A 23242-nucleotide genomic window follows, 5' to 3' on the forward strand; every position below is an offset into this window, starting at 1 on the left:
TTTGATTTTATTTAGAAACTTGCCCTAAGCATTAAACCTACGGTTCTGGTAGCAGGGTTGGTACCTGCATTGGTAAGGGTCTGTGACCATCTTGAACCACCTGTCAACACCTCCGGATCCAGGTCCTTGATATTTCGATAAAAGAAGAACAAATTTCTTCCAAAGGCAGAAACATTGATGCTGTTGGCTCCCAATCGCTCTGCGAAGGTAGAAGGCACATCATACCCTAGAGAAAGTTCGCGTAGCTTCAGGTAGGTGTTTTCCTTGACGTATAGCTCGTACCTGGCCTGGCTGTATTGCGGACCTCCCCAGTTATAGGTTCGCTGGTAGTACAGGGCCTGCGAAATGACATTGGTATTCGGATTTCCATCTGCTGTAACGCCATCCATAAGCATGCCGTCATCATACACCGTTTCTCCGTTCGGGCCTTGAGGGCTGGTAGTTTGTACCCCCTGTCCGTCGGCGTTAATGTAATAAGACAATCCGCCTCTTTCTGCATTCATGTTGTTTAAGCTTTCCTCAGTCAATCCCCTACTAATCATCCAGTTGACTCCGGTAGGCATCACATGGCCACCAATCTGGAAATCTGCCAATACTTGCAACGAGAAATTCTTGTAGTTCAGGTTGTTGAAAATACCACCCACTGCCTTGGGCATGGCATTACCTGCCACGATCCATTCATTGGGATCAATTTTATACATGCCATTGGGCTGAACAATTTTTTCTCCATTGGCATTGGTCTCTACTGGAGGAACAAAGAAATCTCCCATGGGACGACCTACCACGGATCGTAGATGAGCAGCGTTTCCATCGTAGTTTGCATGCATTAATTCGGTAGCGTTATTCGCTAGTTTTTCTACCACGTTCATATTACGGGCAAAATTAACACCTGCCACCCAATTTAATCCATGAGCCTGGTAAAGGGTTCCGCTCAAAGCGACCTCAATCCCTTTGTTTCTCAGGGTACCAATATTCGCCAGTACGGACGTGGCCCCAGAGGTAGCTGGCAAGGTCAAAGGTAAAATCTGATCCCGGATCTGCGCATTGTAGTATGAAAATTCGAACGACAATCTGCCATTAAAGAACTGACTGTCCGTTCCAAATTCAAATTCATGCTTCTGCTCCGGACGAATACCGTCGTTTCCAAAACTACTGGAGATATTGGTATACAGTACAGGAGCTCCACCCGGCTGTTGAACTCCGAGCGTATTTTGATTGTAGGCAATATTGGCCCGGTACACGTCCGGATAATTACCCACAATACCCCAGGAACCTCTTATCTTGGAAGCACTGATCCAGGAAGGCAGTTCAATGGCATCCGATAGGATGAAACTGGTATTGGCTGAAGGATAAATAAAGGAATTATTGTCCGGATTCATGGTGGAAGTACGGTCCCTTCGTACAGTTCCTTCTACATATAAGAATCCTTTATAATTCAGGTTTAAAGTACCAAGTGCAGCGTCGATGACCCTTGAGGTTCTCCTGGATCCGTTATTGGGCAGGTTGACCGAAGCCACTACGTCAAATAAATTCTCCGTGCTTAAGCCTCCATTTGTACCTCTGGATATCGAGGAGAAACTTTCCTTGTCCGCTGTATAGCCGGCGGTGGCGCTAAGGGTTACATCGTCCGTAATTTTCTTGTCGTAATACAGGAACACATCCCCGTACAAAATACTAAAGATCTCATTGGACATGCTAAACCCTCCCGAAGGACCAAAAGCCAGGGGCCGGGTAGTAGAACTCTTATTTTCATTTTCCCGGTAAGTAAAATCGGTAGAAATCCTGGTTCTCAGACTCAATTCATCCGTTAACGAAAAGGTATTGGTAATGCTACCAATCACCCTATTGCTCAACTCGGATGCCCTTTGTTCGTTTACACGCCACACATAATCGGCTATCGCACCTTGAAAACCGTTTCTGGTGATGTTCTCATCAGGTGTCAGGCTTTGTCCGTTTCCGGTAACAAATCGGTAGCCCCTACTGGTTTTGTATTTGTCCAGGTACCAGGCACCGTTGTCAAAACGGGTCATCATCCCTCCAAAATTATTGATCAATCGGTCTACAGAATACGGTCGATTAGATGTATTTTGATTGATATAATTGATCATTAGATCCGTTTTTATCTTTTTGGTAACCCGGAATGTGGCATTCAAATTGGCAATATTTTTGCTATTTTTCGAATTCAAACTCAACGCTTCATTGTCCTGCCTGGTAAGGGAAAAACGAAAATCAGCCACATCGGTGGAGTTGGAGATGGCCACGTTTACCTGGGAGCTGATGGGATCGTTGAATAAAGCTGAATAATTATCCTCTTGAGCTACATAAGGCCTCATCTCCCCATCCCAAGCCATAGCAGGTTGCCCATCGAAAGGAGCACCATAATTGATATTTGTGGCAGGAAGCCCTCTAGATCCATCGTCGTAAATAAAAAAACCATCTTCATTCACGCCGCCGTTTGCCCAACTAAGTCCCTCTACATGTAGAGGGGCTCCCGGACCTCTTACATTCTGATAACGGGGAAGGTAAGCGATTCTATCCATAGCATAATTGGCATTGAAATCTACTTTAAACCCTTTCGTATTTCCTTTTTTGGTGGTGATCAGGACCACCCCATTCACCGCCTCTGATCCATACAAGGCAGCGGCTGAGGCTCCTTTTAATATGGAAATATCGGCAATGTCTTCAGGGTTAATATCTAGCAAGCCATTTCCCCTGAGTCGCTGATCGCCCCAGTAATTGTTATTGTTTACTTCCTCGTTTCGGATAGGGATACCATCCAAAATAATCAGAGGCTGGTTTCTACCGGTGATGGAATTGATTCCCCGGATAGTAATGTTTACTGCGGAGGTAGCTCCCCCAGCTCCCGCCTGAATCCGAACGCCCGGTGCCTTTCCATAAAGGGCCGTCGCCAAATTGGGAGTTCCCACTTTGACCAGCTCGTCTGATTTAATGGTAGAGGTGGCGTAACCCAAGGCTCTTCGATCTCTTTCCTGACCGAAAGCAGTCACCACAACCTCATCCAGGCTTTCGACGTCTTCCTGCATGGTCACATCAATGCTACTTTGGTTTCCTACTCGGATGGTTTGGGTTTCGAAACCAATGAAAGAAAATACCAGCGTGGCACCTTCCGGAGCGTCAAGGATGTACTCTCCATTGATATCCGTAACCGTTCCCGTGGATGAACCTTGTACGGTGATGGTTACTCCCGGCATCGGCTCACCGTTATCATCTGTGACCGTTCCTGTCACCTGCGCCTCCACTGCAATTGATTCCACTGCCGAAGCAGTACCCAGGCTGGTATTTGCCAGGGTTTGGCTTGCCAACAAACAGGACAGCGCAATACCTTGAAATAAAACGAAGATTGTTCTCTTTATTCCAACGGTTTTTTCTAGTAGTTTTTTCTCATTCTTCATTTTTTGATTGGTCAGGTTCAGGTAAGCATTTGCCATACATGAACATTTTGATAAAATGGTTACTTAATTTTTGACAATCCGATATAATAAGGTGACTGTCGGTTTCTTTGTTACATAGGCAATCGTATTTTTTTGTGAGGTATAAAATTAGATTAATTAATTTAGAAGTTCAATTTTATAATTTTTTTTGTCTTAATCCAGAAGTTACCTAAATTTTTTATTTTGATAACCAGTATTTTTTTAAAATCCAAAGTAAAATCTGTAAATGGCAGCATATAGTCTGTTTAATTCTCCGAAAATTCAATAAAAACCGGTCCACCTCATGCTCCTCCAACGCCGATGGTAGCGGGGTTTCGGGAATCTAAGCCATCCCTTAGCTACAGCAGGAGTCAGAACTGAGAAGAAAGCCATACCACTCCCCTGGCAAATGGCCCAATACGCTATCAGGCAGGTATACTAAGTAAAACACATTCCTAAATGAATATTAAGATAGTGTTATGCCTGATCAGCCTGCTTCTCTGGCTGAATCCGGGTAATGCCCAAGATCAGCTTCCTAAAGGTTCGGCTCCCAATATTATCGTCATTCTGGCAGATGACCTGGGCTATGGGGATTTGGGGGGCTTTTATGGCGGGCAAGCCCACACCCCTCACCTTAATCGTCTGGCAAAAGAAGGCGTGCTTTTTACCGACTTTCATAGCAATGGTGCCATGTGCTCTCCTACCCGTGCGGCCCTATTGACCGGAAGGTATCAGCAGCGGCTCGGTATAGAGGATCCCCTACCGGGAGATTGGCAGGAAAAAGGGATTGGAGCCATAAAGGGAATTGCCCGGGAGGACCTGTATGCTACACCGACAATGGCGGATTACCTGAAGAAAGCCGGTTATGCCACCGCTTTTTTTGGCAAATGGCACCTCGGCAACCACCCGGATGCCAATCCCCGGAATTTTGGTTTTGACACCTTCCGAGGTCTGACTTCGGGCGATGGGGACTACTTCTCCAAATTGGATCGCTTTGGCTATCCGGACTGGTGGAGAAATGAACGCCTGGCTTTCCAGGAAGGATACACCACGGATGTCATCACCGACAATGGAATTCAATTTATAGCCGAAAACAAAGGGCAACCGTTTTTCCTGTACCTGGCCCATTTAGGGGTCCATTTTCCCTGGCAGTCACCAGCAGATGCCCGGTTGGAAACCCGTAAGGAAGGCGTTGATTACACCTCCAGCCTTCCCGGACCTGCCAGTAAATTGGGCCCACACGCACCTGAAGAAGTTCCCGAAGTACTGGTAAGCATGATCGAAGCACTGGACCAGAACGTCGGCAAGCTGCTCGCTTATCTTAAATCGGAAGGGCTGGATCAAAACACCCTGTTGTTTTTTACCTCGGATAATGGGCAATACCTGGACTACCAGGGCGATACCTGGCCTGTCGTGGGATCCAATGGCCTGCTGCGGGGTGAAAAATCAGACCTATACGAAGGTGGACACCGGGTACCGGCCATTGCCTGGTGGCCTGGAAAAATTCCAGCGGGGAGTCAGTCTCACGAAACCCTGGCCACCTTTGACCTTTTGCCCACCTTTTTGGCGTTGACGGGTCAGCCGCTGCCCGACCTGGAAGGACCGGACCGACTGGACGGACAAAGCCTGCTACCCGTCCTGACCTCCGGTGGAAAAATGTCCGAACGAACCCTTTTCTGGAGAACTCCGGAAGCCATTGCGGTGAGGAGGGGCCCCTGGAAACTCCTGGAAGACCGAAGCGCTGGCACTCTAAGTTTGTATAATCTGGAGCAGGACCTGGCCGAAAGCCGGGACCTGAAAGGTGATTTTCCGGCAATCCTCCGTGAGCTAAAGCAATCGCGAGATCGCTGGGAGCGGGAAATGGATGAAAATTGATAAAGGAATGGCTTTTCACAGTGTGTACTCGAAAAAACCGTCGAGGTCCCGAAGACCTCAACGGTTAAAGCCATTGACCGTTGGGGTTTCCAAAACCCCGACGGTCTTTCTGCAGCGAGTGCACGAAAAAACCCTCGAGGTCCCGAAGACCTCAAGGGTTATTCCGGGCCCCATTTACCAAAACAAACTATAAAATATGTTAAAAAATTTCTTTAAACTAACGTTTCTATGGATATTAGGTGATGTATTTATTTATGGATTTTAAATTATATTTCCATGTTCAAAAAACTACATTTATTACTTTTCATAGGTTGTTTTATCGTTAGCCTGCATTCTTCAGCTCAAATAAGGTTAGAAGTATATGGAGGGCCTTCCCTTTCCTATATGGATTTTGAAACAAGCCCTTCTAATATCCAGTCTCAAAACGAACCTTATAACCAATTGAGTTATCACCTTGGTTTGGGAGCCCTTACCCGTTTATCAGACCATTGGCAGCTCGTTACCCAGGCGGAATTATTTGTCAGGTCCATGGCAGTGAGGAATTCCGGCGATTTTGGAAGTGGTGGGTTTACCTATCTCGGTCCTACCAACTATGAAATGCCCACCTTTGCTTTAGGAGCCAGATACACTATTGAGAAAGAAAAATATGGCTTTTATTTGCAGCCATCCGTTGGCTTCACACTGCTTCCCCAGGAGATCAGAAACCCAAGTACCGCTTTTAACGAGCTTCAAGACAACTTTAACAGGGATGTAAACCAAGTCAGCCCCTATGGTCTGGGGCTCAGGCTTGAGGCAGGTATAAAAAGGTATACCAGAAACAAAAACTACTTTATGGTAGGTATCAGGCATCAACAGGGACTAAGGGTGACAGATGAAATGGTACAAACTACTTCCAGACCCGGCGAACCTGAAGTAAGGGTAGCTGGCAGCAGCAGGAGCTCGTACACCGGCCTGTTTATCGGCTTTGGGCTAAATACGGACAATTGGAAAAAATAAGGCACTTTTTGAAATCAACCATTAGCTATTATAGACAAATTTACTTTGATGCAGAGCGTACACGAAAAAACCGTCGAGGTCCCGATGACCTCAACGGTTACAGACATTGACCGTTGGGGTTTCCAAAACCCCGACGGTCTCCTCGCCGAACGGACACGAATCAAAACCCTCGAGGTCGGGAAGACCTCAAGGGTTACTGGAGTTCGTACACCGGCCTGTTTATCGGCTTTGGGCTAAATACGGACGATTGGAAAAAATAAGGCGTTTTTTGAAATCGACCATTAGCCAATAAAGACCAATTTACATTTTTAACCCTCTGTAGGATTTAAAATATCCAGCCGTTAAGCCCCAAAATCAAGGTGTTTTTTCCGTATTTTTTTAAAATGTAAATGAACGGCATAAAAAAGCTAATTTTTTAATCCTTTTTCAAAATGAAATTGATTTTTACAACAAAATACTGGACCCAATTCGCCCTATATCAGGAGCTAATATTAATTTTTTGTTAAATAATAGTTACAAATAATACCTCGGCTTCGATTACTCAGTACAATGACTTATTGGCAGCTAGCATAAAACCCACCAATAAGTTTTGTAAAAACCAGACCATGGTACCTGGAGGGGTACGGTGAAAACCCTACATAACAGAGTAGCCAATTAACCTAAATTTTATCATCATGATTACTTTAGAAAAATTCATGTCTGAATTGAAAGGAGAAAACATCAATGAAATCGTAGCAGCAGGTAGCAGTGCCAGCTCTATGAGTGGTGAAAGCTCCGAAAGCTCTGAAAGTTCTTTGAGCTCTGTGAGCTCTGAAAGTTCTTCCAGTTCTTAATCCAAGTTAAGCAAAGATGGCCTGGCAGGTTGATCCTAGCCGGGTCATCTTTCTTTTTCAATGCGGAGTGTCAAAATTATACTTCTGGAAACCAACTACATCAAAATAGCCCCAAAATGGAAAAATACCAGATTTCAAAAAGCCTGCATATCATTTCCCCTATGGAATACAATCGGGAATTGTGTCCTGAACGCTTCAAAGAAAATCATCATGTAATCACTGCAGGCCATCTAAAAAAAGGTTTTTTAATCAATTCCAGTGTAAGGTATTTCCTTGAGAAATTTAGTTCACCTAAAACGTTGGACGAGGTAATTGATGAGGTTGCAGGGGAACTGGGAACGGAGAAAAACAACTTAATGGCACATTGCGAAACCATTTTTAAAATTTTTAAGAAAAGAAGCTTCTTAGTGAGTGAAAAGGCAGCCGAGAATCCACAGCCCAGGTTACCCTATTTTGAGGCAGGTGATACGTTAGGGGTTTTTGACATCCTTCATTTAATATCCAATAAAAAATTTGTGGACCTCTATAAGGTTCGTAAAAGTGGGGGACTTCAAACGTATGTCATTAAATTATTGAGTAGCAAAAAGACAGAAAACCCAAAACAATTTCAAAAAGAACTTTCCCAATTCAAGCACGAATACAATTTGTTGTGCAAAGGCGAAAGGGTAAATAGCTTATGTAGGGCTTATCATTTTGAGCAGGTAGGCAATGAATATGCCTATATCGTCATGGAATGGATAGATGGAGAAAGCTTGCCCAGGTTTCTAAGGCACCATCCCCTATTGACAGAAAATGAGGCCTATGGATTGGTATTTGAAATTTTAAAGGGATTTGCCCAACTACATTCGGCCAAAATAATACATGGGGACATTCATCCTTCGAATATAATGGTGGGTGAAAAACAAAATGTAAAAATCATCGACCTAGGTCTGGCCCTTACCCATGATCACCCGGCTTCGGAAACGGTTAAAAAAGGTGGCGTGATGTACTACATGCCTCCCGAACGGATCAATACTACCACCATTAATAAATTCACCAAATTCCCTGATTACTATTCGGATGTCTATCAATTAGGCCTGGTCATGTATTTTATTTTTTTTAGAAATGAGCCCTTTAAAGGATTTATATGGGAGGATTTGTCCCATAACATAAAAAACGACGATTTCATTGTTCCGGAGAAAACCGTTTGGAAAAGGGAATTAAACCCTGAATTGAAAGATATCATCTCCCGCTGTGTTTCCAAAAATCCTGAACAAAGGTACCGGGATGCAGGAGATTTATTGGCCAATTTTAAACGAACAGCAATCGTAAAGGCAGGACAAGAAAAAAAATACTATGCGTAGTGTGAATGAACAACAACTCAAGCACAACGATTGTGGCATCAGCGCAGCAAAGATTATCTACAATCTGCACCATATTCCTGTAGGCAGGGAATACATTGAAGATAATATTTTCATCTCAGAAACGGGTTCCAGCCTTCACGACATCAAGGATTTCTTTTCAAATCAATCTTTTGATGTAAAATTCAACCTGCTGGATGTCAACAGCCTTAAATTTGATACCCAAAAGATCAAAGACGCTACTCCCTGCATCCTATCCATTAAAAACAGGAAAGGATTACATTTTGTGGTAATCCAGGGCTTGAAAAACAAAAAGCTAAAAATTCTGGATCCTGCAGACGGACAAAGCTATCGGTGGTCATTTTCAGAATTGATGCACCGTGCCCATTATGCCAGTGTCAATTATGATTTTGTAAATAATCATGACCTCATCGAACAAATAGTTTCCCAGGAACTGGAACCCTATGGTATTTCTGCGGATAAGGTGGAGGAGATGGACAAAGACACCATAATCAATAAACTGACTTACTTTTCTTACCTGAAAAAGAATTTTGGATTTGCCAATGAGGCTGCTGAAAAGGATTTTCTGGCAGATTTACTTTTCCATCAGGACCTGAGCATGTTGCCCAAGCAGTTCCGGGCAATGAAAATCAAATCTTCAAAAATCAGGTTAAAAGTACCTGTAGTCCTCACCATTAAAAAGGGGGCTGGGGTACAGATTTCAACAGAAGCAAAAGCCACCGACGAACGATCTAAAAATCCCTATTTCCGGCTATTTAAGGAAATGAAACCTTTCCACAGGCTATGGAGTATTTATATTGTTACTGCGATCTTAGTTTCTTTTTTCAGCCAGTTTACCCTGTTCAAAAGTCAGGTTTTGATCGACCATGTGCTCCCGGACAAGGACCTGAACCTGCTACTGTTTTTTGCATTTGGTTTGATGTTTTTCAAGATTTTTAACCTGATGATCGGCATTTATAAAAAATACATTGCCATTCACTTGGGAAATATTTTCGATAACTATTTTCTGACTTCTTTTGCAGAGAAGCTGAATATGCTACCCATCCGCTATATCCAGACTTTCAGCCGCGGAGATCTTACGGAACGAATCAAAGACAGTCTCAAGTTAAAGTCATTCTTTATTAAATTTTTTACAAGAATACTGATTGACGCTTTTGTCAGTATAGCCGCTTTGGCACTGATGTTTGCCATACACTGGAAAGTCACCCTCATAGTAGTGGCTGTATTGGTTATCTTTATCATATGGTTTTACTTAATCACCCCCCATATCAGGTCGAACGAAAACCGGCGTTTTTTCGAAAAATCAAATTTATTTTCCGCACTTTTTGAAAATATTGATGGGCTTCAGGTCATCAAATCATTCAGGATGGAAACGGTATTTTTACAAAGGCTGATACCGAAGATTAAACAAATACTGGCGATTCAAAAAAGGGTGAGGTATGTCGCCCTGTTAAACTCGGGAGTGATTCATATGGTGATTGCCATAGCTTCCGCCATGATCATGCTATTTTTATCCAGAAGTGCCATTTTATACCAGGACATCACAGCGGGTCAGATCATCACCTATATTGCATTTTCTTCACAAGTCTTTTCAGCAGTAAGGGGCATTTTGGACGAAAGCCTGGACATTCAGGAAAATGAGATCATCCTTCGCAGGTATTTTGATTTTAGTAAGGCAGGCCAACCGGAACCTAAAGCCATCCACCAAAAGATCAAAATTGATCAGATAGAATCCATTGAATTTCAACAAGTAGGATTCAGTTACCTGCCTCACAAACCGATTTTTAGTGACCTGAATATTACGATTTTCAAGGGGGAGAAAATTCACATGGAGGGTCGCAATGGAACCGGCAAAAGTACCTTCTGTAAGGTGTTATCGCTGCTTTATCCACCAGAATCAGGTGAGATTTTCCTGAATGGAGAGAAATTTTCCTTTTACCAACAGGGATCCATTCGAAAAAAAATCCTGCTGGTAAGCAATGAAGACATCCTTTTCAATGACACCCTGGGCTATAATATGGCGTTTCAATACGACATCCATACAAGCAAGGTGCTGGAATTGGCAAAAGAACTGGGATTTTATGAGTTCATTTCAGAGAAAACGGAGGGGCTGGATTTTATTATCAATGAGCAGGGTCGAAACTTATCTACCGGTCAGCGGAAGAAAATATTGCTCATGCGGGCTTTTTTATCCAAAGCAGAATTGATCATTTTGGATGAAACCTTATCCGGTATTGACCGGGAATCCAGAGAAAAAATTGAGAACTACATCAATAAAGAGGAAAACCGTTCCTTTATCATTATTTCCCATGAGCCACTGGAACATGTTGAATTTACCAAAAAACTGATCGTAAAAAATGGAAGTATCGAACAACTACAGTTACAGTATCAGGGAGCATAAATTTACCATTTGGTTTTTCAGAAGTCTTATTTTCATTACCCTCATGGTTTTGGTTTTGTTTTTCACCATCAAAATCAATGAGTCGGTTACCATTAGCGAGGGTGAAATCATTGCAGAAAACCCTCAGAAAGACCTGAAAGCGCCATTTGATGGACAATTGCAAGCCATTCTGACCAGAGAAGGGCAGTCGGTAGATGCAGGAGATACCCTGGTCATCATCAAAAACCGGGAATTGGAAGCCCAAAAAAACCAAATAGAAAATGAACTGGCCTACCTGAAAGCCAGGGCCAAAACCATCTCGGAGTTGAGGTCCAGCCTGAGAACAAAGTTAAATACCTATGCCAGCAGCACCCGGATTTCTTCACAAAAACTGGCACTGGACACCCAACTTCTGGAACGCCACATGGAGATGACAGCCTATCAGGCTGAGCTGATGAACAGCCGTTTACAATCCGCCAAAGAAAAGTACGAAGGGGATTCTATTTTGTACCATAAGAACATGTTAAGCAAATATGAATTCAATGATGCCAGGGACACCTACTTGTCATTGAAAGAAAGCATCGTACAACTTGAAGACGAAAGCGTGACCTACGGCGGAGAAAAACAGTTGGCAAGAAACGCCTATGAGAAAATGGAAAACGAGCTGATACTTGGAAAATTGGAGCTGGAAGAAAACCTTAACACGCTACACCAAACCGAAATAGAATTGGAAAACCAAATCAAACAAGCGGAGGCCACCCATACGCAGCTCACCAAAGACCTCGCCTTGCAATACATTACTGCCAGCGAAAAAGGGACAGTCAATTTCCTGTTTAACACCAAGCTTTCCAGTAACCTGATCCTGAAAGGAGACCTTTTGGTAAGCATCGCCCCGGAAACCTCCAACTATTACGCAAAAGTATCTGTCCCCGAAAAAGAACTCCCCTTTCTAGAAAAAGGCTTGAGGGCCAGGCTAAAATTGGATGCATTTAACCAATATGACTTTGGAACGCTGGAAGGCACACTGGATTTTATTGCGGAAAGGAAAGAAAACGAACTATACTATGCACATATCAAACTCCCTGAAAGTAGCGATTTGACCCTTAGGCCGGGATATGCGGTAAGGGGTGAAATTATCCTTAACAGGATGTCCATTTACCAGGTATTTATCAAGAAAATATTCAATAAAATCGACGGCTCATGAATGTAAAAAAAACGATCCTGACAATTTTATGGATAGGGACGCTGAGCCTGCAGGTTCAGGGACAAACGGTTCTTTCCCTGGAAGACTGCTTTAGGATAGGCATCAATCAAAACCTGAACCTTCAAAAGATGCATAATGATGTCCGAATTCAAGAAATTGAAAAATCGACCGCTCAATATCAACTGTTACCTTCTTTGACCTATGACATGAATCATTGTTTTTCCTTTGGAAAAAACATTGATCCGGTGACCAATTCCTTTGCATTTGAGCAATTTAGCGGAGGGGAAATGGGGCTCAGTTTACGCATGACCCTATTCTCAGGTTTCAAAAACCTACTTGCCATCAAAGAACAGGAATTCGGTGTTCAGGAAAGCCAATACGCCAAAAAATCAGCTGAGCTGGCATTGCTCACTAAATTGACTCAACTGTATGCGGATCAAATCCTGCTGGAAGAACAAATAAAAGTGATTCAAAACAATATTAGCACCCTGGAAAATGAATTGGAGATCATCTATGAAAAGATCAAAATAGGAAGACTTTCGGAATACGAAGCCTACACTTTCGAAGCCAGGGTTAGTACGGAGAAAGCGGAATTCATAAAAGTAAAAAATGAATCGACATTGGTTTTGCAGCAAATCAGGGAATTGTTAAACCTAAGCTATGACACCGATTTTACCCTGGCACCTGTGGATACCGCTGAAGTGGAACAAATTTACTTCAAACCCATTTATAGGGAAGAAATCCTCCGGCATGTAGGTCAGCACCATCCGGAATTACAACAGGCAAAGGCACAGAATCAGGTATCGGAAATGTTATTAAAAGGTGCCAATCGCAGTTTTTTTCCAACCTTACGCATAGGAGGTAGTGTTTTTTCCAATTACAACGTAAATTTAGGAAACGATCAAAACGGGGAACTTATATTACCCAGGCAAATCCAAAATAATCTGGGCCAATACCTGAGCTTTAACCTCAGCATCCCGGTTTTCACTCAAATGGGAAATGCCAATCAGGTGAAACAGGAAAAAATCAAATTGCATAACAGCAAATTAGCAATGGCGGAGACAGAGAACGCCATCACCTCTGTTACCCTTCAATTAATCAATGACTTTGACACTTCCAGAGAACTGTATAAAATCACCCGCAAAGCCTGGGAAAAAAACAAATTATCCTACTCCCTACAGGAAGAAAAATACAGGCTGGGGAAAATCAGTTCAGTAGAACTCCTGACAGCCAGAGATATCCTGAACCAATCCAATGCTGCTTTTTTACAATCAAAATTAACCTTGTATTTCAGCAACGTACTATTAGAATTAATCGATGAAATTTAAACCCTTGTACAGCTCAATCGATCTGCTACCAGCCGTTTCCTTCAGCGAAATTGGTGAAAAGCCAACTAATGAGGATTACGTTTTTCCCAATGAGGAGTGCCTGTCCGATGAATTCCAGTCCTTTATTTGTTGTGATGGAGTAGGCGGTGCGCCTTCCGGAGAAATCGCCTCCGAGATTGCCTGCCATTCCATGGCCGAATACTTTAATCATCATCCCAATAGCTTTCACGATGCTCGGTTCATGCAAAATGCCGTTACATTTGCGAGGGAAAAAATGATGGCCTATGAAAACAAGCACCCCGAAAGTAAGGGAATGAAAACCACCCTGACCACCGTTAGTTTTCATCAGGCGGGGGCAACTCTTGCCTGGATGGGGGACTCGAGAATCTTTCAGGTCAGGGATGGTGAAATCCTTTACCAAACCTGGGACCATTCCTATGTAAACAGATTGGTAGAGCAAGGACTATTAACCGTAGAAGAAACCCGTCACCACCCTAAGAGAAACGTTATTACCAAAACCTTGGGAACAGCGAAATCAGAGCGCATTCCTGAATTGAAAGTTATTAGCGATATCCGAAAAGATGATTACTTTTTGCTCTGTACGGACGGTTTATTAGAAAAGCTCACAGATAAGCACATAAGTAAATGGCTTGTAAAAAAAGAGGAGCCAGAAAGGATCAAAGAAAAAATCCTGGACCATTGCATGGGGAAAACCCATGACAATTTTTCCATGATCCTGATAAAAATCAAACGTGCAAATAGCGATGGAGATTAAAACAATCCTTTTTTCCCCTTACCATTTCCAAAAGCTAATTCCAGAAGGTATCCGGCTGCCCAAATCCGCTAATAGGATATTCCTAACCAAAAACGCTACCTTTTCAATGATAGCATTGTTAAATAGAAATTAATCCGCCGCCTGATATTCCAGCCGGTAAATTTTCCCATCAAACCCACAAATTAACAGTTCATTGGACGGATCCAATCCAAATGCGGCGACAGGAAACGAAGCCTGCACTAATTCGGTATTGGTGGGATTGCTCCTATCCGTAACGTCCAGTGCCCAAATCCTCCCGGAAATAAAATCGGCATAAATATACCTTCCTGCCAGTTCCGGCAGGGCCGAACCCCTGTATACATAACCACCTGTGACAGAACCGTCTCCCTCACTGTGGTCATAGGCCCACACCGGAAGCTCAAGTCCTTCCGTTTCACAGGCAGATGCAGGATCAAAGCATTCAAAACCCTCCATGGTATTCCAGCCGTAATTCCCGCCATTCTCAATCAGGCTGATTTCTTCGTAGCGGTTCTGTCCTACATCCGCCGCCCATAGCAGGTTGGATTCCGTATCAAAACTAAACTTCCATACATTTCTCAAGCCATAAGCAAAAATTTCTTCCCTAAAGCCCTCCCCGTTTCCGACAAAGGGATTGTCTTCCGGTATCGCATAATTCAAATCTCCTGCCTGTGCATTTACGTCAATCCTCAGCAGGGATCCCAGCAAGGTTTCCCGGTTTTGACCATTGCCCTGTGGATCTCCCCCGGAACCTCCATCTCCCAGGGCTATATACAGGTACCCGTCGGGACCAAAAGCAAGTTTGCCCCCATTGTGATTGGTAAACGGTTGCTCGATTTCCAACAGTACCGTTTCACTTTGCGCATCGGCCTCGTCCGGATCGGAAGCCGAAACCTTAAATCTGGATATTACCGTTCGTGCCGGATTGGAAGCGGTGTAATTGACATAAAAAAACCCATTTTCGGCATAATCCGGATGAAAGGCAAGCCCCAATAAGCCTTCTTCGTTTCCGGAATCATTCACCTGGTTCACCAAGTTTAAAAAGGTACCTTTTTCTTCGGCCTCTGCTTGGTTAGGGAAAACGGAAATAACCCCCCTTTGCTCTACCACAAAAATCCTGTCGCTATCATCTCCGGCATGGAGGATTTCCAGCGGTCGGTTGAATGGAAGGTTGGGAAAGGCTTCAACCAATTGTAGGACTTTCTCTTCTCCGGGATCGGGAGCGGGATCGGGATCCTCCTGTACACAAGCAGTAAGGGAGATCAAACCGGTGAAAAAATAGCAGGCAAGTAAGCGTGAACTAGAAATCATAAAACGGATCGTTTGTTGTAAACCAAGAAGGTAAAAACGCTGCAAACCATATGCCAGCAGGTAAAAAGCCCAAAAACAAGCCGAAAATAGCCGGTGGTGCCTATATGAGTTGCAAGCCAGCATTGGTTTTCCCATCGGGATTTTGCAGTAAATGGCAGAAAATGCAGCCTGCTATATATTGAACATATAGGTAAATTTCAACAAAAGTGCCTGATTTTGCCTGGTTTCGATAAAGGGTGACATGGAATAATTGTAGGTATAGACCAAAAATAAATCCGACATGGTCAGGTACCTCCACTGAAACCGGCTATTGATATTGAAATTTTCCTGCTGGGTATTGTATTGTAAAAAGGTGGTCCAGAATAACTGAGTGCTGAAATTTACTTCACTCCGGGCATTGATCAAGGTTAGGGTGGACGCTCCGGCAGGTTCCGGGAGTGAGAGGATGTTTTGCTCCCAGGCCAGCGAAAAGGTCCCCCAGGGCTGCCGTCTTAAATTCAATTCCATTAAATAGGTAGTCAGGTAGCCGTTGTAAAACAACCCTGTTTCCACTTCTGCCCGAAAAGGCAGGGAGGTTCTGGCATCCGAGCTGTAGGAAAGGTTGGCACGGGGGTAACGGTAAAGCCCTGGCTCCAGTGGTTCTCCATCGGTAAATCTGGTGTGAAACAACAAGCGGGTTTCCAATGCCTGAGCCTGAAAGGTGATTCTGCTCGTGTTTCTGAAACTGAGTTCATAGTCCAGCCGATATTCATTGTCCATCAATGACCAATCGGTATAATAATTTACGGTATTCCGGAGCTGAATATCATGCAAAATTACCTTGCCGCGATTCTCGGGACGAAAGGTGTACCCAATCCGTGCGTGAAAATGTTCCGATCCCAAATGATATAAGGTGTCATTCAGGGCATCGTAGTTACTCATTTTAGGAATGAATCCCATATCCGCATGGTAATCATCCCCCATACCGTAGTAATTCAACCGGAAATTCCATTTTCTTCCTCCGTATTCAAAGCCCAGCTGCCGGTAGTTTCCCATGCCGATCTGCGATTTTTCCGAAAGGTGAAAGGACCCAAAATAATTCCAGGTACCGGACTCATTCAGGTAGTTAAGTTCTAAACCGGCATTCCTCCCAAAATCAAATTTGTCTAACCCATTACCTACCGTCTGCGCCTGTCGGTTGGTGACATATCCCCTTAAGACGGATCTTTCCCATAAACTTTGGTTAAAGACCCCCACGCTATAGTTTTGGGCCGGTCCGGCTTCGGTAGGCCTGGTCTTGATATTCATCAGCCCAATCCTGAAGTTTGGGTTAAGATTCCCGCTCAAACGGGCTCCGTAGGCGATCGGCACCGGCCGGTTGTTCACGTCAAGCCCAATTCGCCTGGTAAAGATCGGTTTGGCCGAATTCGGTCCGAATCCCGTAAAAAGATCATTGTTTTCGAGAAAAAAGCCCCGTTGCTCGGGAAACCGGAGGTTGAATCGGGTTAAGTTGGTCTGTTGCACATCTACGTCCACCTGTGAAAAATCCGGATTTATCGTCAGGTCCAGGTTCAAAGAAGATGTGAGTGCCACCTTCGCATCCATGCCCACATCTGCGGTCGTTTCGTTTTCAGCACCCCGAACCGTCCCGGCCGTGACATAGGGTATAAGGGAAATGTTGGTGCCTGTTTTGTCGGGGGCTTTGTCCCAAACCATATTGCCGGTGTAGCCCAGGTCGTACAACTGAAAATTGACAGGAATGGGTGTCCAGCTATAATATTCATTCTGAGACATGTTGTTCCGGATAAAATTGATTCCCCAGGTCGATATATCCTTTTTAAACCTCAGGGTTTTGAAAGGAATGGCAAGTTCCACAATGTACCTATCGGGAAGCCTGGTCACTGCAGAAAACCATCGATTGTCCCAACTAAAGGTCAACTCTCTTGGCGCATTTGGACCAAGTAAATCCTCAGACTGTGCATTAAAGGGACTGATTCCGAAAAACAGGCCATTGGTTCGGCTATTCACCGGGTCGATGATTACTCCAAATCCATCCCCTTCAAAGAAGCTTTTGTCTCGTTCCAAGGTTTGTACGACATAATCCTCCACATCATAGCAAATGGCTGAAATGTAGACATTATCCGAATCATAGGTCACCCTTACCTCCGTACGGGGATCGGCTTTTTTACCATCCAGCGGCTGTTGCATCCAGAATTCATCCGCCACATCTGCCTCCAACCAGGCTTCCTCATCCAATACCCCGTCAAGTGTTATGGGTGTTGTTGCTCTTTGGATCTGTAATTGGTAATTGGACAAGATTTCGGTATCCGATTGGCCAAATAGAAAAGTAGCTCGCATCAGGAGTACAAAAAAGGAAAGAATGGGAATCTTCATTCGTTTATGGGTGCTTGATATGGTCAGCGGGACCGATGAAATGAAAGTGGTTAAGGCGGGGAATAGTTGAAAACGAAATCAATAAACACCCATCTGTGACCAAATTTAATTTTTTCTCCTTTTAAAAAGAAGTTGCGATTAAAAATTCAACGGTATTTTATATGACCGGCATTTATTCATTTATGGGTACTTAAAAACCAAACACTATTAGGCCTCAATGACAAAAAATTCACAAAAATTAAATAGCATAGCAGCTTCATTTCGCTAGTATATCCTCCCCTATTCCGGGGCGTTGGTTACAAAATTCGTCAAGCAATTCATGGTTTGTCATGGAAAGTACACCACGCAAAAATACAGGAGATCCACGAACCAACCGAATAAAAAAGCCGGTTTCCCTTATAGAAACCGGCTTTTTCAGCAGATCCACTACTTCCTGGATCCACATAATACGAAATATCAATTCATGGCCATGGTTTCGTCTTCCTGGTAAAATACCCGCCATATTTTTCCGCTTACCGAGTCAGAAATCAACACTGTCCCATCGGGAGCCTGGGCGATACCAGTAGGCCGGTGCTTGGCATCACTGGGGGCCTCTATGGTTTCTACTCCGGCAAAACCTTCTGCAAAAGCCTCGTGGGTTCCAGTGGGAGACCCGTTTTCAAACGGTACAGCAGCTACAAAATACCCCTTCTGCTCCAGAGGTGCCCGGTTCCAGGAACCGTGAAAGGCTACCAGAGCAGTGCCTTTGTACGTTTCCGGCAACTGATCACCGGTATAAAATAGCAGGTCATTGGGTGCCCAATGGGCAGGGAAGGTCATTACAGGCCCTTCGGTACCTTCGCAGCGCTCGGCTTGCTCCCGGTCGCCCCCGTATTCCGGAGCCGTCACCCTTTTGTCCTGAGAAGGATCATAATAGCAATACGGCCAGCCAAAATCAGCACCATCACTTAAGCGGAACATTTCCTCCGCTGGCTGTTCGGCACTTTCCTCTTCGGTATACATATCAGGGAAGAGGCCGTGCAACATGTCGCGGCCATGCTGAACCACATATACGTGGCCATCTGCGGAGTTGTAGTCCAGTGCCACGGCATTTCGAATACCTGTAGAAAAGCGGTAACCGTGTTCCAGCTGCGTTTGTCCCGTTTCTTCGGCATCAAAGCGCCAAATGCCGCCGTGCCGCTCTAATAGCGGGCAAGGATCCATTGCGGGGGAGCCTTGGGTACGGTCTTGCTCCTGGCAAGCATTGGAAGGTGCGCCGACATTGACGTACATGTGACCCTGCTCGTCAAAGGTAAAGGGCTTCACCGCATGAGAAGTTTGTACGGGCAGACCCGAAACAATCGTATCGGGTGCGGTGGCGTTATCCGGAATCAGGTTGTCTCCCGAAAAGGTAAAACGGAACACCGTGCTGTCGTTTGAGGCGTAAAGGTTACCCTTGTAAAAGGCCATGCCGGTACCGCCAAAATCGCCAAAGTATTGGATGTCATCTGCCCGGCCATCGCCATCTGTATCCCGCAGGGCAACAATTCCTCCTTCTTCGGTGGCCTCGCGCAGGTTCATGTAAATGTCGCCATTTTCATTGACCGCCAGGTGACGGCCCCTTCCCAGGTCCTCCGCTACTACGTAGGCCTGTAGTCCGGCACCCAGATTTAGCCCCCCCTGGTCTTCATCAGCTGTGAAGTAAGGGGATGGGGTTTCCGTTTGTTCGGTTGGACTGCCGCAGGCAGCCATTACCAGCACCGCCATCAAGCAAGTGTACAAGCTTTGGGTATAATTCATGGTTTTTATTGGTTTTCGGTTTGGAAAGAACTTAAATATACAGCTAATACCCCTTAAGAACAAATTTTATTGTATTTAGACGTTTCGCCTCCAATCCTCAAAACTGTCTTCATAGATTAATTCACAAATAATTAACCCGCCTGCATCCCGTTTACCTGATAAATCCAGTATCGTTAAATAATATAGTAAGGTTAGATTATCATTTTCTCCATAAAGCTATCTTTAGCAAGTACGATACAGGCAATTTTGTTTTTTGGTCCGATTGCCAGGATACTACCTTATAATGCAGGTTATTAGTAATATCAATTTCATTTTTGGTTCTTTATTCGCTGCTTCTTGGCTCACCAAAAACGTGGCGCTTCCAAAGCACCTTCTTGTCGGCCGAATCGGAAGTTTAAGTACCAAACTATCTACAGCCCTTATCTGCCCTATGTTTATTTTGCTTCAGTTGGGCATCGTGCTACTTTGATGGAAATTTATATTTTTTGTAGATTATTTGAAGTTTTTGTACTTTGGAACGATACTGAAGATGGATTTCTTTAGTTCAGCCAAAAACAAAACATGAATTATAATCAGGTAGCAGAAGAATTTCGTACAATGGCCTTGGGTTTCAGGGATAGCTTGATCGCTTTCCTTCCAAAACTGTTCCTTGCCCTACTTGTATTGGCCATCGGTTATTTGGTGGCGCGTCTGACGGAATGGGCGGTAAAGCGGTTGTTGAATTACTTAAACAGCCTGATCAATGACAGGTTCCGAGACAGGATTCAACACATCAGCTTTGGCCCCTCAGCTGCGTTTATCAGCAAGACTTTCTTCTGGATTATTTTTATTTTCTTTCTTATTCTCAGTACGGAAGTACTCGGTTTATCGATTATTACCACCTGGCTTGGAAGCGTTCTGACCTATTCACCAAGAATTTTAGCTGCCATTTTAATTGTTTTTGTGGGAATCATTGCGGGCAGAATGTTGGGAAAATTGATTGCCTCCGCCACGGCCCAGGTAGCCATTTCTTACGGTAATATCCTCGGAAAAATAGTTCAGTACACTATTCTCATCACTTCCATCATTATTGCCGCTGATCAGATCGGTATCGATATTGCTTTTCTCACACAACTTATAAACATCCTTTTAGCGGCGATTGTGTTCGGTGCGGCACTGGCATTTGGCCTGGGCGCTAAAACATCGGTCAGCAATATTCTCGCTTCCTATTACATACATAAACTGTACAAAGAGGGAGATTATGTGAAGATAAGTGATATAGAAGGCAGGATTATTAATATCGGCACTACGGCAGTTCTTTTGGAATCGAAAACAGGCCGAGTGACTATCCCTTCAAAGGAGTTTATCGAAGTAAAATCTGTCTTGATCAAAAAGGAAAAGTAATGGATACGGATGAAACGATACTGGAGGCTTTTATTCATAAGCACGGCCGGGCAGCCACGCAAATTCTCGAGGAGCTTGAGCCCGAAGAGGTGGCCACCTTGTTTCGGGAAATCCGGGTTGACCTGGCTGCCAGGATACTGGAGCCGATGTATGCCTACAAAGCGTCCCGTATCTTGGAAAGCCTTGATCAAACCCGGGCTGTTGAAATAATAGAACAAGTAGACCTGAAAACGGCCGAATTAATATTGAGACAGATGGAGGGGCCGCTCCGCAATTCACTATTGGAAGATCTGCCATCGGAAGTGTCGGGTCCGCTTCGCCTGAAGCTTAGATACCTAGAAAATACGGTAGGTGCCTTGATGGATCCAGTCTTATTTACCTTGCGGAAATCCGTCAAAGTGGGCAAGGCGTTGACCCTCATAAAGGAGCATAGGCGGCTGGTCTCTCCTTATGTGTTTGTGGTCAATCAGGACAAATCCCTATACGGCCTGGTCAACCTCCAAGACCTACTTTTGGCCGATAAGGATGTCCCTCTTACTACTTTGGCCAATACCGGTGCACCAAAGCTCTACGATGATGTTCGTTTTGAAACGGTCATAAACATTGATAGCTGGCTTCACTATTATGCCTTACCGGTAACAGATCGCTCCGATGTTCTCGTCGGCTCATTAAAGCTGGAAGCCGTTAGACGGGGAAATGTAAACAGCGAAGAAGTGCTTGATAAACAAGCTATCAAGGCGAGCGCCGCACTGGGAGAGCTTTACCGCATCGGGTTAACGGGTTTTTTACGGAGCCCGGGAAAATGAAAACCCGTTGTCCTGATTTTATCAACTTATGCTAAAAATCCATCATGTCACAAATCCCTGCCTCGGCTAAAGAAAAACTGATAAACGGCTTTTTCAGACAATTTCCCGGAGATGCCGCATCGCTGCTCAATGGCTTTTCTACCGAGGAGATCATTGATTATCTCAAAAGACCGGATCATAACGATTCCAAACAGGTCTTTGCCCGCCTGAATCCCGATATTGCCACAGAGGTCATTGCTTTAATGGATGATCACTTATTTGCTCGCATTTTCTCCAACATCGATGCTTATTTGGGAGCGAGGTTGCTTTCCCGCCTGGATAAGGAGGAGGCTGAAGCCAAAACGGCTTTGTTGTCCCCTGCGCTGGCCCGCGAAATAAAAGAGCTGATGAGCTATCCCCTGGATTCCGCGGGTCATTTGATGAACCCTTTGGCAACCACTTTCCATCCCGAAAATACGGTAAAGGAGGTGTTGAAGCGACTGCGCGCACTGGGAGACCGCCGGATTGCAAATATCTATGTAATCGACCATGAAGGCACTTTCCTGGGCGTAGCCACACTTCAAAGAATCGCCATCTCAGAACCCAAGGTGAAATTACAGGATATCATACAAGCTCCTTTGGGCGTGATACATGCCTTAGCACCCGTGGAAGATGTGGTGGAACTACTGGAAGAAAAAAGGATCATTCATTTGCCGGTTATTGACATCAATAACAAGCTACTGGGCGTCATTCGAAACGGCGACTTGGTTACTGCCTCCAAAGAAGAGGCAACGGAAGACCTTCAAGCGATGTTTGGTGCCGGTAGGGAAGAACGAGCCCTGTCAAAAGTTTCCCTTGCGGTAAAGAACAGGTTACCCTGGCTCCATATCAATCTTGTTACTGCATTTATGGCTTCCCTCGTAGTGGGTTTTTTTGAAGATACGATAGCCAGAATCACGGTGCTGGCGGTTTTCTTACCGGTAGTGGCGGGGCAGTCGGGCAATACGGGTTCACAAGCCCTGGCCGTTACCATGCGCGGTTTGGCGCTGCGGGAAATCAGGATAGCGCAGTGGTTCAAAGTAGCGAGAAAAGAGATTATGGTAGGATTGATTAATGGGTTTGCCGTGGCCTTAACTACTTCTGTCATCGTTTATTTCTGGGCTTCTTCCTTCGGCCTGTCCGTAGTAATTGGCATCTCCATGGTGGTATCTATGGTCATTGCAGGATTTTCGGGAGCGGTCATCCCGATAATTTTGAAGTCACTGGGACAGGATCCCGCCACATCCTCTTCGATCGTGCTGACCACGGTGACCGACATCTTCGGATTTTTAAGCTTTCTGGGTTTGGCCACAGCGCTGGCAGATGTACTGAACATTGTCGGATAATGATTCATAGGAAATACCTGAACTT

General features: G+C 44.5%; 15 protein-coding genes. 11 read left to right on the forward strand and 4 right to left on the reverse strand.

All coding sequences use genetic code 11. The annotated features are described in order from the left end of the window. Positions 1-11 precede the first annotated feature (11 nt). Entirely contained in the window at positions 12-3449 is a 3438-nt protein-coding gene (locus GJQ68_RS03015; RefSeq protein ID WP_235941019.1) for a SusC/RagA family TonB-linked outer membrane protein, read from the reverse strand. A 441-nt stretch (positions 3450-3890) separates the two neighbouring features. Here GJQ68_RS03015 and GJQ68_RS03020 point away from each other — a divergent pair, with 441 nt between their 5' ends. The 8 genes from GJQ68_RS03020 to GJQ68_RS03055 all read left to right on the forward strand — a co-directional run bounded on the left by GJQ68_RS03020 (position 3891) and on the right by GJQ68_RS03055 (position 14183). After that, positions 3891-5306, forward strand: a complete 1416-nt coding sequence (locus GJQ68_RS03020; protein WP_162415841.1) for a sulfatase-like hydrolase/transferase — start codon at positions 3891-3893, stop codon at positions 5304-5306. A 276-nt stretch (positions 5307-5582) separates the two neighbouring features. Then, positions 5583-6302 (forward strand): outer membrane beta-barrel protein, encoded by a 720-nt coding sequence (locus GJQ68_RS03025; RefSeq protein WP_162415842.1) that lies wholly within the window; start codon positions 5583-5585, stop codon positions 6300-6302. Between the two features lie 674 nt (positions 6303-6976). Beyond that, entirely contained in the window at positions 6977-7135 is a 159-nt protein-coding gene (locus GJQ68_RS03030; RefSeq protein WP_162340581.1) for a hypothetical protein, read from the forward strand. A gap of 116 nt (positions 7136-7251) precedes the next feature. Then, positions 7252-8478, forward strand: a complete 1227-nt coding sequence (locus tag GJQ68_RS03035; protein WP_162415843.1) for a serine/threonine protein kinase — start codon at positions 7252-7254, stop codon at positions 8476-8478. Beyond that, positions 8471-10897 (forward strand): ABC transporter transmembrane domain-containing protein, encoded by a 2427-nt coding sequence (locus tag GJQ68_RS03040; RefSeq protein WP_162415844.1) that lies wholly within the window; start codon positions 8471-8473, stop codon positions 10895-10897. Before GJQ68_RS03035 ends, GJQ68_RS03040 begins: the two co-directional genes overlap by 8 nt. Next, positions 10854-12080: an HlyD family secretion protein gene (locus tag GJQ68_RS03045; protein ID WP_162415845.1), complete on the forward strand. Its 1227-nt coding sequence runs from the start codon at positions 10854-10856 to the stop codon at positions 12078-12080. Before GJQ68_RS03040 ends, GJQ68_RS03045 begins: the two co-directional genes overlap by 44 nt. After that, a complete protein-coding gene (locus tag GJQ68_RS03050) occupies positions 12077-13408 on the forward strand; it encodes a TolC family protein (protein ID WP_162415846.1) in 1332 nt (443 codons plus the stop codon). Before GJQ68_RS03045 ends, GJQ68_RS03050 begins: the two co-directional genes overlap by 4 nt. Further along, on the forward strand, positions 13398-14183 hold the full coding sequence (locus GJQ68_RS03055) for a PP2C family protein-serine/threonine phosphatase (RefSeq protein WP_162415847.1): 786 nt from the start codon (positions 13398-13400) through the stop codon (positions 14181-14183). Before GJQ68_RS03050 ends, GJQ68_RS03055 begins: the two co-directional genes overlap by 11 nt. 129 nt (positions 14184-14312) lie before the next feature. Here GJQ68_RS03055 and GJQ68_RS03060 read toward each other — a convergent pair whose 3' ends face one another. The 3 genes from GJQ68_RS03060 to GJQ68_RS03070 form a co-directional block, all read right to left on the reverse strand. After that, positions 14313-15512, reverse strand: coding sequence for a PQQ-dependent sugar dehydrogenase (locus tag GJQ68_RS03060; protein ID WP_162415848.1), 1200 nt, complete (start codon positions 15510-15512; stop codon positions 14313-14315). Positions 15513-15683: 171 nt separating this feature from the next. Beyond that, positions 15684-17885 (reverse strand): DUF5916 domain-containing protein, encoded by a 2202-nt coding sequence (locus GJQ68_RS03065; RefSeq protein ID WP_162415849.1) that lies wholly within the window; start codon positions 17883-17885, stop codon positions 15684-15686. A 456-nt stretch (positions 17886-18341) separates the two neighbouring features. After that, positions 18342-19664 carry a PQQ-dependent sugar dehydrogenase gene (locus tag GJQ68_RS03070; RefSeq protein ID WP_162415850.1) on the reverse strand — a complete coding sequence of 441 codons (1323 nt, stop codon included), beginning with the start codon at positions 19662-19664 and terminating at the stop codon, positions 18342-18344. A gap of 561 nt (positions 19665-20225) precedes the next feature. Here GJQ68_RS03070 and GJQ68_RS03075 point away from each other — a divergent pair. From GJQ68_RS03075 to mgtE, 3 genes are read left to right on the forward strand one after another with little or no spacing between them, the layout of a single operon-like run. Beyond that, positions 20226-21047 (forward strand): mechanosensitive ion channel family protein, encoded by an 822-nt coding sequence (locus GJQ68_RS03075; RefSeq protein WP_162415851.1) that lies wholly within the window; start codon positions 20226-20228, stop codon positions 21045-21047. After that, positions 21047-21853, forward strand: coding sequence for a magnesium transporter MgtE N-terminal domain-containing protein (locus tag GJQ68_RS03080; RefSeq protein WP_162415852.1), 807 nt, complete (start codon positions 21047-21049; stop codon positions 21851-21853). Before GJQ68_RS03075 ends, GJQ68_RS03080 begins: the two co-directional genes overlap by 1 nt. A 44-nt stretch (positions 21854-21897) precedes the next feature. Continuing rightward, complete coding sequence (gene mgtE, locus GJQ68_RS03085) at positions 21898-23217, forward strand: magnesium transporter (protein ID WP_162415853.1); 1320 nt, start codon at positions 21898-21900, stop codon at positions 23215-23217. Positions 23218-23242: the final 25 nt, after the last annotated feature.

This window comes from Cyclobacterium roseum, assembly GCF_010119225.1.
Taxonomy (GTDB): Bacteria; Bacteroidota; Bacteroidia; order Cytophagales; family Cyclobacteriaceae; genus Cyclobacterium; species Cyclobacterium roseum.

Bases quoted from the DNA above. Each gene is read 5' to 3' on its own strand.
- GJQ68_RS03015 (WP_235941019.1), bottom strand. From the start codon at position 3,449: ATGGCAAATGCTTACCTGAACCTGACCAATCAAAAAATGAAGAATGAG.
- GJQ68_RS03020 (WP_162415841.1), top strand. From the start codon at position 3,891: ATGAATATTAAGATAGTGTTATGCCTGATCAGCCTGCTTCTCTGGCTG.
- GJQ68_RS03025 (WP_162415842.1), top strand. From the start codon at position 5,583: ATGTTCAAAAAACTACATTTATTACTTTTCATAGGTTGTTTTATCGTT.
- GJQ68_RS03030 (WP_162340581.1), top strand. From the start codon at position 6,977: ATGATTACTTTAGAAAAATTCATGTCTGAATTGAAAGGAGAAAACATC.
- GJQ68_RS03035 (WP_162415843.1), top strand. From the start codon at position 7,252: ATGGAAAAATACCAGATTTCAAAAAGCCTGCATATCATTTCCCCTATG.
- GJQ68_RS03040 (WP_162415844.1), top strand. From the start codon at position 8,471: ATGCGTAGTGTGAATGAACAACAACTCAAGCACAACGATTGTGGCATC.
- GJQ68_RS03045 (WP_162415845.1), top strand. From the start codon at position 10,854: ATGGAAGTATCGAACAACTACAGTTACAGTATCAGGGAGCATAAATTT.
- GJQ68_RS03050 (WP_162415846.1), top strand. From the start codon at position 12,077: ATGAATGTAAAAAAAACGATCCTGACAATTTTATGGATAGGGACGCTG.
- GJQ68_RS03055 (WP_162415847.1), top strand. From the start codon at position 13,398: ATGAAATTTAAACCCTTGTACAGCTCAATCGATCTGCTACCAGCCGTT.
- GJQ68_RS03060 (WP_162415848.1), bottom strand. From the start codon at position 15,512: ATGATTTCTAGTTCACGCTTACTTGCCTGCTATTTTTTCACCGGTTTG.
- GJQ68_RS03065 (WP_162415849.1), bottom strand. From the start codon at position 17,885: ATGAAGATTCCCATTCTTTCCTTTTTTGTACTCCTGATGCGAGCTACT.
- GJQ68_RS03070 (WP_162415850.1), bottom strand. From the start codon at position 19,664: ATGAATTATACCCAAAGCTTGTACACTTGCTTGATGGCGGTGCTGGTA.
- GJQ68_RS03075 (WP_162415851.1), top strand. From the start codon at position 20,226: ATGAATTATAATCAGGTAGCAGAAGAATTTCGTACAATGGCCTTGGGT.
- GJQ68_RS03080 (WP_162415852.1), top strand. From the start codon at position 21,047: ATGGATACGGATGAAACGATACTGGAGGCTTTTATTCATAAGCACGGC.
- mgtE (WP_162415853.1), top strand. From the start codon at position 21,898: ATGTCACAAATCCCTGCCTCGGCTAAAGAAAAACTGATAAACGGCTTT.